At 42.9% G+C, this 14,753-nt stretch carries 15 protein-coding genes; 2 read left to right on the top strand and 13 right to left on the bottom strand.

Annotation, left to right across the window (positions count from 1 at the left end):
- Positions 1-121: 121 nt before the first annotated feature.
- From QT974_RS04690 to dndB, 4 genes are all read right to left on the bottom strand, one after another.
- On the bottom strand, positions 122-685 hold the full coding sequence (locus QT974_RS04690; RefSeq protein WP_333467359.1) for a GxxExxY protein: 564 nt from the start codon (positions 683-685) through the stop codon (positions 122-124).
- Positions 686-816: 131 nt separating this feature from the next.
- The gene (gene dndC / locus QT974_RS04685) at positions 817-2,529 is read right to left on the bottom strand and encodes a DNA phosphorothioation system sulfurtransferase DndC (RefSeq protein ID WP_333467358.1); all 1,713 of its coding nucleotides are present in this window, start codon (positions 2,527-2,529) and stop codon (positions 817-819) included.
- Between the two features lie 22 nt (positions 2,530-2,551).
- A complete protein-coding gene (locus QT974_RS04680) occupies positions 2,552-3,520 on the bottom strand; it encodes an HNH endonuclease (protein ID WP_333467357.1) in 969 nt (322 codons plus the stop codon).
- Between the two features lie 170 nt (positions 3,521-3,690).
- A complete protein-coding gene (gene dndB / locus QT974_RS04675; RefSeq protein ID WP_333467356.1) occupies positions 3,691-4,800 on the bottom strand; it encodes a DNA sulfur modification protein DndB in 1,110 nt (369 codons plus the stop codon).
- Positions 4,801-4,808: 8 nt separating this feature from the next.
- On the opposite strand from dndB, the gene QT974_RS04670 reads away from it, so the two are divergent.
- Together QT974_RS04670 and QT974_RS04665 are read left to right on the top strand one after the other, a co-directional pair.
- On the top strand, positions 4,809-5,009 hold the full coding sequence (locus tag QT974_RS04670; protein WP_333467355.1) for a hypothetical protein: 201 nt from the start codon (positions 4,809-4,811) through the stop codon (positions 5,007-5,009).
- A gap of 146 nt (positions 5,010-5,155) precedes the next feature.
- A complete protein-coding gene (locus QT974_RS04665) occupies positions 5,156-6,748 on the top strand; it encodes a DGQHR domain-containing protein (RefSeq protein ID WP_333467354.1) in 1,593 nt (530 codons plus the stop codon).
- A 103-nt stretch (positions 6,749-6,851) separates the two neighbouring features.
- Here QT974_RS04665 and QT974_RS04660 read toward each other — a convergent pair whose 3' ends face one another.
- The 9 genes from QT974_RS04660 to QT974_RS04620 form a co-directional block, all read right to left on the bottom strand.
- Positions 6,852-7,910 carry an endonuclease/exonuclease/phosphatase family protein gene (locus tag QT974_RS04660; protein ID WP_333467353.1) on the bottom strand — a complete coding sequence of 353 codons (1,059 nt, stop codon included), beginning with the start codon at positions 7,908-7,910 and terminating at the stop codon, positions 6,852-6,854.
- Between the two features lie 10 nt (positions 7,911-7,920).
- Positions 7,921-8,391, bottom strand: a complete 471-nt coding sequence (locus QT974_RS04655) for a DNA phosphorothioation-associated protein 4 (protein WP_333467352.1) — start codon at positions 8,389-8,391, stop codon at positions 7,921-7,923.
- A gap of 73 nt (positions 8,392-8,464) precedes the next feature.
- Entirely contained in the window at positions 8,465-8,785 is a 321-nt protein-coding gene (locus QT974_RS04650) for a nucleoside triphosphate pyrophosphohydrolase (protein WP_333467351.1), read from the bottom strand.
- Between the two features lie 12 nt (positions 8,786-8,797).
- Positions 8,798-9,457, bottom strand: coding sequence for a Uma2 family endonuclease (locus QT974_RS04645; protein WP_333467350.1), 660 nt, complete (start codon positions 9,455-9,457; stop codon positions 8,798-8,800).
- A complete protein-coding gene (locus tag QT974_RS04640) occupies positions 9,444-11,510 on the bottom strand; it encodes an AAA family ATPase (RefSeq protein ID WP_333467349.1) in 2,067 nt (688 codons plus the stop codon). The genes QT974_RS04645 and QT974_RS04640 overlap by 14 nt, the downstream gene beginning before the upstream one ends.
- Positions 11,507-11,782 carry a hypothetical protein gene (locus QT974_RS04635; protein WP_333467348.1) on the bottom strand — a complete coding sequence of 92 codons (276 nt, stop codon included), beginning with the start codon at positions 11,780-11,782 and terminating at the stop codon, positions 11,507-11,509. The genes QT974_RS04640 and QT974_RS04635 overlap by 4 nt, the downstream gene beginning before the upstream one ends.
- Positions 11,783-11,984: 202 nt before the next feature.
- The gene (locus QT974_RS04630; RefSeq protein WP_333467347.1) at positions 11,985-13,331 is read right to left on the bottom strand and encodes a DNA phosphorothioation system restriction enzyme; all 1,347 of its coding nucleotides are present in this window, start codon (positions 13,329-13,331) and stop codon (positions 11,985-11,987) included.
- Between the two features lie 95 nt (positions 13,332-13,426).
- Positions 13,427-13,996, bottom strand: a complete 570-nt coding sequence (locus QT974_RS04625) for a Uma2 family endonuclease (protein WP_333467346.1) — start codon at positions 13,994-13,996, stop codon at positions 13,427-13,429.
- A 24-nt stretch (positions 13,997-14,020) separates the two neighbouring features.
- Positions 14,021-14,464, bottom strand: a complete 444-nt coding sequence (locus tag QT974_RS04620; RefSeq protein WP_333467345.1) for a hypothetical protein — start codon at positions 14,462-14,464, stop codon at positions 14,021-14,023.
- Positions 14,465-14,753: the final 289 nt, after the last annotated feature.

Genomic DNA, 14,753 nt, shown 5'->3' with positions numbered 1-14,753 from the left:
CGGATTTAACGGATGGGTGGTTGGTGGGGGCGGCGGTTCGGCAGCGGATTTGGTAACTAATCCACTGCTAACCATCCGTTACATCCGTTACACAATCCGTTGCTAACCGTTTCCCCCTTTGCTACCAATCGATTATATCGGTTGAATCTTCCTCCTGGTTTTGGGGCGGAATGCTGGGAGGTAATGGCAGTTCGGCATCTGTTTCTTCATATGTTCCTGAACTTCCTCTTGTCCAACCCCTGCCACTTGTTTTCGGCCTCCACAAGTATGGTTGAATGTGTTTCTGCCAACCTTGTACAGTTTTTGGTGGGAGGATTCGGTGATATTCTAATTTGCTGCGTCCAAAGTTTATAAATAAACCTACTTGTGCTCCTGTCGCTGCTAAGTAAGCTATTGTTTGAGCTTTATCTTTATCGGTCATTGGATAATTCACAGCCTTATCCTCTACTACAATACATTGATTCACCCAATGGTCTAGATAAAGAATTCCCATCCAAACTTGACCGTCATAGATTTGTCTGGGATACTCCATTTCTGTGATAATACCGGATTCAAGCATTTCTGCATCAAATGCTCTTTGGTAATGTTTTTCTCTTAAACCTTTTTGCGTCCTCCGGTGTACTCTCATTGCACAGCCGATGATGCTGTATGTCATATCCTGATGGGGAATATTAGGATCTATCATGGTCGTAAAAATTTGGTAATTTAAACGATGAGGGTTTGGTAAGGCTGCGGTTAGTTGACAACCATTATATGCGATCGCACTTCCTGGCTGTCAACAAGTTTTGGTTTAACCGCATAAGGTTGCTTTAATCGCTATGTTGTTCCCTCTCCGACATCTGGAGTTGAAAATTTGATGTCCGCCCAAGATAGCTGCTTCGCTTGATTGCTATTGCTTTCAAGTTCTTGTTTGAGTTTGGCAATATCAACGGTATCAGATTGTGCAGAAATGTTGGTTTGGGCGATCGCACTTTTGACTTGCTGAATGTTTTCAGTGGGATTTGCTATAACAGCTTCCACCGCTGTTTTTAAGTTGCGTTGATAGTGGGCGTTACCAATCGCTTCTTCTTTCGATCGCGAACTGGTTTCAAAACACTTGTCCAAATCCGCGTAAATGCCTGTACGGCGGGGTTTTGTGTAATATTGGCGTTCTGTATCGAGGAGTTTTGCCATCAATTCCAGGTGCATTTCGTCCTCGCTGCAAATTTCTGCGATCGCAGTCCATTCGTCGCTACCTAGGAGTTTCCTTTCGGCGGCGGGGCGGGAATCTGCAAACGGTTCGCCCGTGACTTCTTCGTAAATCCGGGGCAAACTGTCGTCAAATTCGTGCTTTTGTTCCAGCCAAATGCGGCGGATTTCGCTAAGTTCTTCCGGGGTAATTAAGGTGATGTCGCGCATTTCTAGTGGTGCGGTTTTTCGGATGTGGGTTTGTGCTTCCAAGACTCGTCTCAGCCAGTGTTCCCGCCAGAATTTGGTGTAGGGGCCTGGGATGGGTTCGACGGAGGTTTTGTCGTCGCCCATGTTGCGTTCAAACAGTTCTACTCTACCGTAGATGCGTCGGAAGTCTCTTTTTGGGCGATCGTCTTTTATATCTAATTCGTTGCGAATATCGAGGAGAGGCTGCATCCATTCTTTTTCCTCATCATTTTGAATCATTGCTTGCATGGATTTATCTTGGTTTACCATTGTGCAAACCCAGCAGCCAAAGCGAGAACTGCCGCAGCTAGGTGTAGAGGTATCAACAACTAAAGGACATTCATTGTCTGCTGTTGCACCTCGATACATAGTAAACAAATCTTTGTTGCTATTTTTCCAAGGATTCGCCCACTGATTCAAATAAATCCAAACTTCATCAGTGCGCCAATCTTCAATCGGACTATAAATTAGAGAATTCGGCAGACTAGGACTCTGATAAAGTAGAGATTTAATGGAACTAGAACTATCATTGAGATGCTCGCTCATGCGACCGATTTCATGTTTTTCCATTGAAGCAGCGCGTTTAATGCTTTCAGCTTTGCGAGTACCCAATATCAGAATCACTTCTCCATTGATTCTCACCACATCACGAACAAACCGATTAGACGGAAGGATTTTTAGGCGTTCAGTACACCAGCGAAACCCATTTCTCGGTGCTGGGTAGCCTTTGCCCATCAAGTTGACCCAGAAAGTATCTTTAATATCTGGATAAAGCAGATGAGGTTCTATAGGAAGATCCTGTTCTATAGCAGCAGACTTCATCTGTTTTAATGAGTGACGCACCCAAGTAGAAACTATCGGGTTTTCTACCAGTGTATCAGTGGTGATTACATAGATTTTTTTCGTTCTTTTTTCAGGTGGCAATTCTGCGATTGCATACCAGATAAGCTGCACTACGGTAGTGCTATCTTTGCCGCCGGAATATCCCACAACCCAAGGTATATCGTCTAAGCAATATAAATCCTTGATTTCTTTACTTAATTTTTCTATTTCTTGCACTAAGTCGGGAACATTACGAGGTGAAACGAGTGGTAGTTGCATTACTTTTGTCATCTTTGTAAATTTAGTGATGTAATTATGCTCTAAATACATTCAGCCGATGCCACTGTAGCGATTCAATTCTTGGTAGATATTGGTCTACAGTGGGCAAAAAAATGTTTTCACTATGAAAATCTTTCATAGTCCTGGCATTTGGTGATTCCTCTTCTAAATCATTAGCGACGATGATTTTATAATTATCATCTATGGCAAACCAACCCTGGTCAAAAGCCCAATGATGATTGTTACATAATGATATTCCATTATTAATTTGATTGTCATAAAACTTTGAAAATGGCTTAATGTGTGACCCATCTACAATATTTTGAGTTATATTTCTGATGACTTTTAATCGACAGAATGCGCATTTATAATCATAGGTATGTACTACTGCTTTCCTAAAGACAGCATTTCTAACAGCCGATTTTGTCAAATAGAACCTCGGTTCTGTGTCAATATTCCCTGGTGTGGCTGACATTTCTGTTTCGGTCTGAGCCACATTTTCAAAGTCTTGATTAACTTGTAAAATATCTCCGAGATCATCCCTATTTGATGAAAACCATACAGCTACCAGTGTATCTATTAATTCCGAACGAGAGTTTTGGTCTTGGAGTAAATTGAATAATTCACGATCCCAACTCGCGTATTCTACAGCTTCTCTTAGCTTGTTAGTTGTTTTAGGTCTTGAACCATTAAATCCAGATTTAAGTGTGTTATGCCAGAATCCATCGCTTTCCAAATGCCAAAATGGATAGTGCAAACCACGCTGATGAGAGTCAGAAGCTAAGACATCCCAATACTTGTTAAATGTTTTAACCAAATCATCTGAAATATAAATTCGATTATTTCTAATTATTCCTTGAGCAATTAGATCGATGATTGATAATAGTAATATTGGCTTATGATGAGCGCTACCACGTTGGCGTGTACGACTTACATTAAGCTCCGCAAAACGTTTGCGATAATAAGCTAAATTCTTATTTTTATACTCTTCTCCCCTAGTCATTTCGTTCTCCCGTTATAATTAAATATAATCAACCTCAGGTTTTACACTATTTGGAACAGAGGATTAAGCACCGCAAGGCACAACCATAACGCGGAAACCAGACAATTTAAGCAATGTCAACATAACAACAAAAAGTAATTTCCAGATATAAACAAGAGATAATGATATCACTATCCGCGTTCATCTGCGGTTTCCAAACCCAACCTCACTTTCAAATAATCAGTCATCCAACTAACACTCGCCCTCGACTTAGAAATCCCCCCTTTCAACAAAATTCCTCCCTCCCAATCAGGATTAGAAATAGACCAATCAATCTGCTGCAAAAGGCTCAAATGTTCCTCCCAATTATTGGGAAAAACCGATCGCAAAACAGCCCCAACTTCCCCTAAACTCTCTAGCACAACACTGTGACAGTGTACGGAATCCCGGCGTATTTCTCGGGCTGCAACTTGCTTGTGCAGCACTAATTGCCAATCTGGAATAAAATTGCTGACTGCATTCCAATAACTAACCGCTTGTTGTATTTGCTGAGTAAGTTTTTTCTCTTTTTCCTGTTTTGTGGCGCGGTAACGAGGGGGTTTCGCGTGTTTGCTGCTGTGGATGTTGGACAGCAAAGCTATCGTAGCACGATCGATCGCACTTAACGCAAACAATTTGGGCGATCGCCCGTTTAAACTCCCCTTCTCCATCTGGGTCAAACAGCGGAACACCTCAACCTGCTTAACAACCGCCTTCAGCACCACAGCCGAATCGCCCCGGTGGTTGTAAAGTAGACTTAGCGACGACTCCAAAGGAACTTGACAATTGTTCAAATCGGCAAACTTTTGCTGCGAATTTTCCAACCCAATATCAAGAAACAAAATCAGCGCCACAGTCTCATATCCCAACTGCGGATTTTCCCTCAAAGCCATCTCAAAAGCCGCGCGCCGGTGCTGTCCGTCATTAATAGTAAACTTAGCATCCATGGGCACACGCAAGCGACCGATTTTGCGTTCTTCCGCGTCATTTCCCACAGCTTCAAAAGTAATATCCGCATCAATAGAAGCGGCGATCGCCCCACAAGTATAATTCCCAGAATTTTTGACAAAATAATCGGCAATTTCGGGGATTCTAGCTTGGTTAAGCGCGCGTTTTGCTCGCAGAGACGGCGGCAATTCTTCAGAATCTAAGGGGAACAATTTAGGCAAAAAACGCACCGGACACATCGATACGTAATATTCGCGGCCCGCTTGAATTCCCCGGATTGCCGGCAAGATGTATTCAAAGGAAGGAGTAAGCATATTTTTTTGTGAAGCAACAGATAAAGCAGATAAATCTGAAGCAAGGGCGATCGGCAAATCACTCGCTTCCCCGACATTCCGCCGGGGGTTTTAACCCCTGTCGGGCCCGGATGGTGGCGGGTTTTCAACCCCTGGCGGGCCTGGCGGGCCCGGAAGGTGGCGTGTCAGACCCAGACGCACCTGGATCGAGACCGATCGCCAATCTTTGATTGACAAATAACACATTTTATGATTTATCGTCGGGAACAGCTAACTATTTTTAGTATTTCACAATCTTTTTTAAAAAACAAGAGTTGACATATATTTTAACCCATGATATTTTTGAAAAAATAAGTTAATTATATAAAAACAGCCAATGACAACTAATCCAGCGCCTGACCTCGCTAACCATTTTTTGGAAAAAGAAAATCGCGAAAGACAGGAAATCGCACTTTTATTAGATAATTATTTAGGAAAAGACGATCGCATTTTCGTACAAAAAACCCAGATGGGAAACAGCGAAGCCTACATCGGTTCAGTCACACTAGAATGGTTAGACTCCCGCGTCCGTTTCGCCTCACAAATGCCGCTTTTCAGGCAAAAATTTGACCTCAAAACTAACAACATCGTCCGCGACGACGAAACCATTGACGAAATTATTCAGCGCCCCTTAGATTGGTCGCGTCAAGCAGCCCTCACTCAATATTTAGCAGCCCGAAAATCGCACAAATTCCCCGCCGTTTTAGTCGTCGTCAGTCCCCCGTGGGTAGACAATCCTCACGCCCAAGAATGGGATGAAAACGGCGTCGCGACTAAATCCGCTGCTGAATTCACATCCTTTGATAAAAATGGGAATTTAGGGCTGTTGGATGTATCTCCAAAAGTTTCAATTTTTGCCTTAGACGGTCAGCACCGGCTGATGGGAGTTCAAGGTTTAATGAGTTTAATTAAAACCGGAATTCTGCAAAGATACAACAAAAATAAAAAACCTGTGGGCGATGCAATTACTCTCGAAGATTTAGCCCAAGAATATCAAATTGACCCCGAAACAGTGTATAAATTAGCTCACGAAAAAATCGGGATTGAGTTTATACCGGCGGCTGTGGCGGGGGAAACGCGACAGCAAGCACAGCGGCGCGTGCGATCGATCTTTGTGCACGTTAACCTGATGGCAGTAACTCTGAGTCAGGGACAGCTAGCATTATTGAACGAAGATAATGGATTTGCCATCTGCGCCCGCAAAATTGCCGTCACCCATCCCTTATTAAAAGAACAAGAAGACAGAAATCCCCGCGTTAATTGGGACAGCGCCACAGTCGCAGCGAAATCAACAGTGTTAACAACATTGCAAGCGCTGCAAGATATGGCCCAACGGTATTTAGAACATAAATTCCCCCATTGGAAGCCGGAAAGAAAAGGTTTAATTCCCATGCGTCCGGAAGATGAGGAACTGAAAGAGGGAATAGAAGAGTTTCACAAATTGTTCGATCGTTTAGCAACTTTGCCCAGCTATCAAAGAATTGAAAGCAGCGAAGAAACAGCACAATTGCGCCGATTTAGTTTTGAAAAGCCGGGGGGCGAGGGAAATATTTTGTTCCGTCCCGTCGGTCAAATTGCTTTAGCTAATGCTTTGGGAATTCTAGTATTTAGAAAGAAATTGTCGCTGACATCTGTTTTCGAGAAACTCCGCAGGTATGATGTGGATGAAGGATTTAGCTACATGGAGAATCCTGAGTCTGCGTGGTACGGGATTTTGTACGATCCGAATAAAAAGCGAATGCTAGTTTCTGGAAGGGATTTAGCCACGAAGTTAATTGTATATTTGGTGGCGGGAATTGAGGACGATATGGATCGGGCTCATTTGCGGCAAGCGGTGGCCCAAGCGAGGACTTTTGAGGATAAAGCTGTGAGTTTTAATAGCAGGTTTGTGCATCCGAAAGAGGTGGGATTGCCGCAGGTGCTGTCTTAAGTATAACTAAGACTTTAGAAACCCGGTTTCTGTGAAAAATCTTGATTTATAGACTAGAAATCTATGAAAAAACCGGGTCTCTCAACCGCGTGGGTAAGTCCTATTAACTATTTTGTGGTTTCAATAAAACTAATTCTGCTCCTACAGGCAAATGATCGGATTCTGTTGCCTCCAAAACCGAACTCGATTTCGCACCCCAATGCTTTGAATACCAAATATAATCAATCCGACAAACGGGATAATTTAATTTCCAATTCGAGCTTTTCAGCAATAACTTAAGCTCCCAACCGTGAGGCCAGGTAAAACCAAACCCAAACCCGGATTTTCGGAAAGAATCCTGTAGGACTTTCTGCACATTGTAGTAGTCTTGAGTTTCGTCTGTCATATTAAAATCTCCCGCGACAATTACCGGCAGAGTTTCTTGCTCAACTCGCTGGACTAAATCTTGAATTTCGGGCGATCGCTGGTTATATTTGTAAACCGGAATTTTGAGAAAACGCAATTTTTTATATATTTTAAACCACGGCCCGGTAGCTTGCATATTATAAATCACTACTGCTTGCTGGTTAAATTTAATAATTGCCCGCTGCTGCGTTTCTCGATGACCGGCTAAGTGCAGTATTTCGCTGGATACAATTGGATATTTACTAAGAATTGCTACCGGGGGAGTGCCAATTTGATAGGGATACTCTGTTTTTAACCAAGCGAAATCTCTTTTGGTATGTTCCTTAATGGTTTCTTGTAAAAATATAATATCGGGTTTTTGCTGTTTAATTAGGTTAAATAAAGTTGAATACTGAGTTGTAGACCAGCAGAGATTATGGGATAAAATTTTGATGCTTGGCTGCGAATTTGTGATGTTGATAGGTTTGGGAGAAAAGTATTTAATGTGCAGCCAACTTATTAGGATAATGCAGGCGATCGCAGAAATAATCGAGAACCATTTTTTTTTAATAATTGAGAATCCGACGACGGGAAGTAATAAAGTTGGGAAGAGAATTAAGGGCAGAAAAGTGCTAATCAAGGCAACAATCCACAGTCGATCCCAAAATATTTGTTTGAGAATGAAATAGCCGATAATAAATAGTGAGTAGCTATAAGCGAGAATTGTTGTAGATTGCTTTAAAACTCTTTTGATTAGATATATTGGTTTGTGGTGCATGGGGAATCTCTTAAAATAAGAATTTGCTTAAATCGAATTCTTCATTTGAGCGATGTTGATGGTCTCTTTCAGAAATTAAAAACAATAAAAGGCGATCGGTATAATCGGCTGCGCCCCGAAATTCTTCTCGCAAAATTTCCAGGCCGCCATTAGCATATTCTTCAAAAATTTGCAAGCGTTCTGTCTCTGATTTTTCGTCGAGATGGGAGAGAATTTGCGGATTTTTGGTTTCGGCGATCGCAATTAGCTTGATCGCCATGTCATAACCTCTTGATACAAAAATATCAACGTCGATCGAACCGGGTTCGCGTTTGGAAATTTCCCCTAAGGGCGATCGTTTTTTTCGCTTATTTCCCAAAGAGGCGGCGAAGGCGATGACATCGGCGTAAGTCTGAAAAGGCCCGGAGTTGTTATCTGATAAAGTTAAGGATTTAACTAAATCGGCTTTGTCTTTAGCAATTCTAATTCTGTTAGCAGCCATTTGGTAATTGTAATTGGTAACTGTCAACTATCAACTGTCAATTGTCAACTGTCAACTGTCAACAGTCAACTGTTTAGAATGTCCGCAACAACATGATTTTTTGTGCAAAACCGCCCCTGTTTTCCCGGCGCTTGGCTTGTGCGTTTAAAATGCGATCGCCCGAAATACCATAACTAATCATCAGTGCATCTATCACCTCATACAAATCAGCCAATTCCGCCACCAAATCATTTTCATCAGCCGCCGCAGCTTCCGCCGCTTCCTCAATCAATTTCTGGCGCAAAGCTTGACGGTATTCTGGATCGGACATAATTACAAACTCGCATTCGCTCCCATTTTGACGAATAATTTCAGGAATGCGATCGCGCACCAACTTATGATACTCTTTTTCCATGTCAAACTCCTTTCAACCTTGACTAAAATTTTGAATCAACCAGCGATTAATTTCGCCATCATCTTGAGTTTGACTGCGATTCAAAGCTTCCTCAACTAACGCGATTTCTAGCCCAGGTAAAACCCGCGACTCTTGAATTCTGCCGCTACCTCCGCCATTAATTGCAAAGGCAAAAACCTCCCGCGTGTTTGCACGTTCAACCCAATATTCGCTAATTCCTGCGTCTTCATAAAGCAACCGCTTGTTACCCAAATCATCACTAAAAGAGGATGCCCCAATTTCTATTACCAAATTAGGCGGCTCGTATTCATTCAAATTAATAGGTGAATTGCTGTCATTAGGAGGAACCCTCAAATCCGAACCGATGTAGTAAGCTAGATCGGGTTGAAACTCACGAATACCTGTTTTGCGGAAACTGGCATTAGCAAATTGAACTACTCGGATATTTCTCAATGCAGCAAACAGAATAACTACATAGGGGAAAATTGAATTATGACGTGCGTGCAATGGCCCTACTGGTGACATTTCTACCCTCATGTGTTCTCGATCGTAATAAAACTTGCCTTTTTCCCAAGTTGAATCATCAGCAAAAGCCAGAAACTCTTCCCATGTCGCTTTCACCCAAATATCCGTTTCCAAAACCTGCGTAATTGCCGAATTAGAAGACATCATCCACCTCTAGTATTTCCGTATATTCAAATTCATTCGGACTGCGCTTAACTAAAGGATAGCGCATCCCGCCGAGGTCGATCGCATCTTCCTCACAATCAGCCTTCGGAGAATTGTACACCAGCACGTATTCCTTACCGATCGCAGTTTCCATCTCTTGAGCAACTTCTCCGCGCCACTGAGTTTTCGTCACCAAAAGTATCAGTTGATTCGCTAACTTTGGCAGTTTATTAGCGATTTGCTTGCGATAAATCTCGTCTAAACTGCCAAACGGAGAATCCATGACAATCGGAAACGTACTGCTATCCGGGCCCATCAAAGTATTTTTTTGACTCCATTCGCGCACGCCCTCAATAATCCCGCCGATAAACGACAAGCTGAGGATTTGATTTTCTCCGGTAGAAGCAGCGACTAAAGATTCTTTTCCTGAGGTATTTTCTACTAGGGTTAGTTCGTATTTATCGCTTAATTTGGGGATGTAAGGAGTGAAAGAAATTTGACTAAAAATATCTTGAACTCGCTTTTCTAAGTGCGAACAAAACTGTTTTTCTAAACGCGATCGCACTTCTGTCAGGCGATCGATCGCATCCTGAGACGCAGCAATCCGGCGCTGGGCCAATACTTGCCTTGCCTCATTCAGTTGCTGCTTGTCTATTTGCTTGTCCAAAGCTGCCACCTGGGCAGTCAAACTCTCAATCTGCTGCTGGTTAGAGCCTGTTTCCCGGTGCAACTCGCCAATTTTTGCCTCAATTTCATCCAAGCGCTTTTGCAAGCGGCTGACATCGCCGTTAGGGAAGTTTTTCAGCTTGGTGTGAATGTCGTCTAACTGGCTTTCCACCCTAGAAAGTTCGGATCTACCGCGACTGATATTGCTTTGTTGGCGATCGATTTCGTCCCAAAAATCACCAATTTGGCGATCGATCTCATTGATGCGATCGCTAATTCTGATCGTAGTTTCTTCCACATCTCCAGCACCTGCTTTCTCCATCCAACCAGTGACATTATCGCAAGCAACAGAATCGGGAGTTAATTCAGCACCGCAGATACACCGCTGCTGCGCTAATAACTCAGCCAAAAACGGGCGCTGAATTCCCGAAAGCAACTCACCTTTCTCCCGCAAACCGCCGACAAGCACCTCAAATTCCGCCGCCGCATCGGACAAAAACATCGCGTAACCGCGCACAGAAATTTCTCGTTTGATAGCATCTAAAGAGCGGGAAACTTCTTGCTTAAATAAAGTCTGCTGCATTTCTAATTCATTGCGTAACTTTTGCAACTCCGCAGCACCGCCGAGTTGCAGCAAACTACCGCTGACAGCTTTTTTTAATTCTCCTTGATTAATCAACTCCTGCTCTATTTCTAGTTGTTTTTGCGAAAGTTTGTCTGCTTCTTCCTGAAATTTTTCTTTTTCTTTTAAAAATTTATTGATTTCTGAATCGCCAATCATTTTTAAATCTGCTTCTAGAGACTTCTTGGCGTCTCCCAGATGTCGGATTGAGCGAGTCAATACCTCTACTCCCACCAATTCCTTAGTAGCTTCAGCAATTTCTGCTTTCTTATCGTGACGCACAATTTGCTCGATTCGCTCTCCGTCAAAAAAGAAATATTGATGCAAACTTTCCGGCAAAATTCGTCCGATAATATCGTCTGGATGCTGCGCCGATGGCATCCAACGCCCGTCATTTTTTGCTATTTGTAGGAATAATTCGCTTTTGCTTTGTTCGAGATTATTTTCACTTTTATAAACGCGGCAAGCACGTCTGACTTTGTAGCGGTTTGTGTCATGTTCAAAGATAATTTCTACCCAACAATCTATTTTTTTACCAGTTTTCGCTTCCGCAATAGCTCGTTTATTGACTAATTGTTCTCCCGCCGCAAAAGCGGCGCTAAATTTTTCGTAAAGCACCCAAGTAAATCCGTTCATTAAAGCTGTTTTTCCGGCACCGTTATTACCGTGAATTACTGTAATATTCTGCGCGCCCCAAGCAAGTTTTATTTCGGGAGTTTGGTCATAAAATTGTCGAAAATTGCAGAGAACAATTGACATTAATTTCATACAACTGCTTCCTTAATGATTTGCAAAATTTCATCGCTAATATAGCGGGGAGCTCTCATATACAGTTTATCTTTTTCCAGTTCCAATACGCGCTCGATAATTTGTCTGACTTCCGGCGTGGCGCTGATAATTGGTTGCTGTACGTCGCTCAAGTCTTTGTCAGTATGATAGCCGGAACGCTTTTCTGCTAAAATGGCGATCGGTACGGGTGCGATCGCACCCGTAGCATATCTAAAAGCCACAATCAAATTTTTATTGAGATTTTCAGTCATATTTTTTGCCAAATATTAAAAAGTACGGGGGTGACGCATCGGGGGGCGAGAAACCCGGTTTCTACGAGTTTCCCAACAAAAACGAAAAATTTACGAACAAACCGGGTTTCTGGATTCAGCGTGCGATAGCGAACTAAACTAACAACTAAAACTGCAATCAAATAATTCTATCTTTTTAAGATAAACCGAACCTGAATAAATGTCAAATATCTAACAGCCCGTAGCGTCTCTGAAGTTGCAGCAATTTCACCCTAGCTTCCCCAGCATTGTCGGCTAAATCGGCAAATTCCAGGAACCGCTTCAACTCTTTTCGCAGCAGATTGCGCTCAACTTCTAAGCTTTCTTTTCCCAAATCAGGAGGTAAAACAATCATGTCAAATAAAGTTGCCCTTTCCTTCCCTGGATGCGGCCGCAAAATCCGTCCCCGGCGCTGAATAAACTGGCGCGGATTGCTGCTGCTTGCTAAAATTACAGCATGACGAATTGCTGGAATATCCACGCCTTCATCCAAACAGCGAATCGCGACTAAGCCTTGCAATTCTCCACTCTCAAATTGCTCGCGCAATCGTTCTCTTTCTGCTACCGGAGTCGCCGCCGTATAAGTGTTAACTCGATAGCCTAATTCTGAACCCAATAATTTTGCGGTTTCTGTGAGTTGGCGGTGGTTGCTGCGGCGCGCACCTCCTTCCATCGCACCGTCGCCGCAGTAAAATAATGTATGGGATGTGTCGAGACGATTAATCATTAATTCTCGCAACGCTGTTAATTTATTAGCAGCCGCCCCAATTAACCGAGCCCGCTGCATTAATAAAGTGGTTAAAGCATCATTTGGTTCTACTTTTTCCTCACCTGACAGCGCCCAGCCAATTTTTTTAGTTAAGTAAGAATATTTGCGAGTTTCTGATTCGGTCAATTCTACTAAAATTGGATAGTATAAATAATGTACTAATGCTTTTTGGCGGATGGCGTCGGCTAAGGTAAGTTCCGGCTGCAAAACAGGGCCGAAATAATCTAAGATAGTTTCGGTTCCTTGTTCGTCGAAGTGTCTTTCTGGGGTGGCGGAAAGGGCGAGGCGCAATCCAATATTGCGCGGCAAACTTTCTCCTAAACGCGGTGCGCCTAAGTTGTGAACTTCGTCTCCAATAATTAGGGTTTTTTCGGGAAAATACCGGATTTGCGATCGCAAACTATCCAACATTAATGTAGCGTTAGTTGTGATAATTGTCAGAAATAGCTGCTCGCCTGCTCGCACTTCATACAAACCAGCAGCCAGCTTATTTTGCCAACTGCGGGCGCTATCAAAAGCCAAAATAGGTTTTAAACCAAATTTCTCCGATTCGCGCGCCCACTGATTCACCAGATGGCAGTACGGGCAAATTACCAGGAGGACTTGCAGGTTAATTTGATTGTACAATTCAGTGACGATCGCCAGTGCAGTAATCGTCTTACCGCTACCCGTCGCCATCTTCAGCGTACCGCGTCCCCGATTTGCAAACCAATTATCAACCGCCTGTTGCTGATACTGTCGCAATTGCAGCGATGGCGGCATCCTCGGGAACCCAAATTCCGAATGATTAAAGGTCGATCGATTCACTGTAAAATGTAGTTAGATGCAAACTTCCCTGATTCAACTGTAACTCATTTCTAATTAAAACTTAAGAACCCAAACAAATCATCCGCGGACAGTTGCAAATCAGACAGCACATCGAGCACAGGTAAAATATCCTCGCCCTCCTTCGCCTCCGGTTGCTGCTGCGGCTTAAAAACCAGAAGTAATTTTTCTTCCGGGTCAATCAACCAACCTAATTTAGCACCGTGATTTAAGCAAAACAAGATATTATTGATTACCCGAGTTGGATTTTGAGCCGGTGATAAAATCTCAATTGTCCAATCCGGCACAATTTTAAACCTATTTTCTATTTCTCCATTAGCATTGAGAAGAATGCGCGACCACTCAAACACGGCTAAATCTGGAACAATAGAACCTCCTCCAAAAGTGCAGCGCAATTCTGAAAAAGCAAAAGCTAACTTTTGCGGTTCTCCCACCTGATTAATTCTATTCCCAAAACGGGTCTGCAACGTGCTGTGTTTTGCTTGGGGCATAGCTTTTTGATAAATTTGACCGTCAACATATTCGCTAGCCGGCTTAGTTTCTGGTAGCAGCAAAAACTCTTCCAGAGAAATCTTGGACGGAGACTGAATTGACGTTAGCATAAGCGATTAAACCCTCAAAACTTCTTAAAAATTCACATCGCCGTCAGTTTCCCAATCAGGACAACTGTCCGATTCCACACCAGTAGGGTGCATCGCACAAACCAACAAATTTCCGCCGTAAACTTGACCGTGATAGTTAGTACAACCGCGACAAGCCGGCTGCTGCGTCGCCGAAGGGTCTACATAACTCACCATCGACAAATCTATCTCATCAAACTGCGGATCGAAATCCCGACAAATTTCAATTATGGGTTCTAGAAATTCATTGAAATAGCCGTCAAATTCATTTAAATAACCATCAACTTCAGCAATCAGGTTATGTTGTACGTGTTCTGTAAAATCTTCGGAAATCTTTGCCAAAACGTCCAGCATTTCGACAAACTCTTCACCAATGTCAGTAAAAAAATGCTCGACTTCAGAAACAGCATTTTCCATTACTTCAAAAAAATCTTTAGACCAGTCTTCCATGAATTTGACAGCTTGCTATTGCAAAATATTTAACAGACAAGTGCAGCCAGCCTCATGCGAAGTGCTTGCACCTACTCTCAATTCTATAGTCTAGGAAGCACGGGTGACTAGAAACCGGGTTTTTCAAAAAAAATACTTGCTGACTACCCTCCATCTCGGTTGAAAAACTCGGTTTCTTGGTTAGTAGTGCATCTAGGACTATTGTATTACCGAATGCCCGCTCTTCATCCAAATCTGACCGAAAGCATCCAGGATACAAGCCCCCGGATTCATCCGTGGAGAAATAAAA

Origin of the sequence: Microcoleus sp. BM001215392, from assembly GCF_036700185.1 — a bacterium.
GTDB lineage: Bacteria > Cyanobacteriota > Cyanobacteriia > Cyanobacteriales > Microcoleaceae > Microcoleus.
The sequence above is the reverse complement of the archived record's forward strand: the minus strand, read 5'-3'. Positions and strand labels throughout refer to the sequence as shown.

Excerpts from the sequence above, each read along its gene's own strand:
- QT974_RS04690 (WP_333467359.1), bottom strand. The coding sequence starts at position 685 with ATGATAGATCCTAATATTCCCCATCAGGATATGACATACAGCATCATC.
- dndC (WP_333467358.1), bottom strand. The coding sequence starts at position 2,529 with ATGACAAAAGTAATGCAACTACCACTCGTTTCACCTCGTAATGTTCCC.
- QT974_RS04680 (WP_333467357.1), bottom strand. The coding sequence starts at position 3,520 with ATGACTAGGGGAGAAGAGTATAAAAATAAGAATTTAGCTTATTATCGC.
- dndB (WP_333467356.1), bottom strand. The coding sequence starts at position 4,800 with ATGCTTACTCCTTCCTTTGAATACATCTTGCCGGCAATCCGGGGAATT.
- QT974_RS04665 (WP_333467354.1), top strand. The coding sequence starts at position 5,156 with ATGACAACTAATCCAGCGCCTGACCTCGCTAACCATTTTTTGGAAAAA.
- QT974_RS04660 (WP_333467353.1), bottom strand. The coding sequence starts at position 7,910 with ATGCACCACAAACCAATATATCTAATCAAAAGAGTTTTAAAGCAATCT.
- QT974_RS04655 (WP_333467352.1), bottom strand. The coding sequence starts at position 8,391 with ATGGCTGCTAACAGAATTAGAATTGCTAAAGACAAAGCCGATTTAGTT.
- QT974_RS04650 (WP_333467351.1), bottom strand. The coding sequence starts at position 8,785 with ATGGAAAAAGAGTATCATAAGTTGGTGCGCGATCGCATTCCTGAAATT.
- QT974_RS04645 (WP_333467350.1), bottom strand. The coding sequence starts at position 9,457 with ATGATGTCTTCTAATTCGGCAATTACGCAGGTTTTGGAAACGGATATT.
- QT974_RS04640 (WP_333467349.1), bottom strand. The coding sequence starts at position 11,510 with ATGAAATTAATGTCAATTGTTCTCTGCAATTTTCGACAATTTTATGAC.
- QT974_RS04635 (WP_333467348.1), bottom strand. The coding sequence starts at position 11,782 with ATGACTGAAAATCTCAATAAAAATTTGATTGTGGCTTTTAGATATGCT.
- QT974_RS04630 (WP_333467347.1), bottom strand. The coding sequence starts at position 13,331 with ATGCCGCCATCGCTGCAATTGCGACAGTATCAGCAACAGGCGGTTGAT.
- QT974_RS04625 (WP_333467346.1), bottom strand. The coding sequence starts at position 13,996 with ATGCTAACGTCAATTCAGTCTCCGTCCAAGATTTCTCTGGAAGAGTTT.
- QT974_RS04620 (WP_333467345.1), bottom strand. The coding sequence starts at position 14,464 with ATGGAAGACTGGTCTAAAGATTTTTTTGAAGTAATGGAAAATGCTGTT.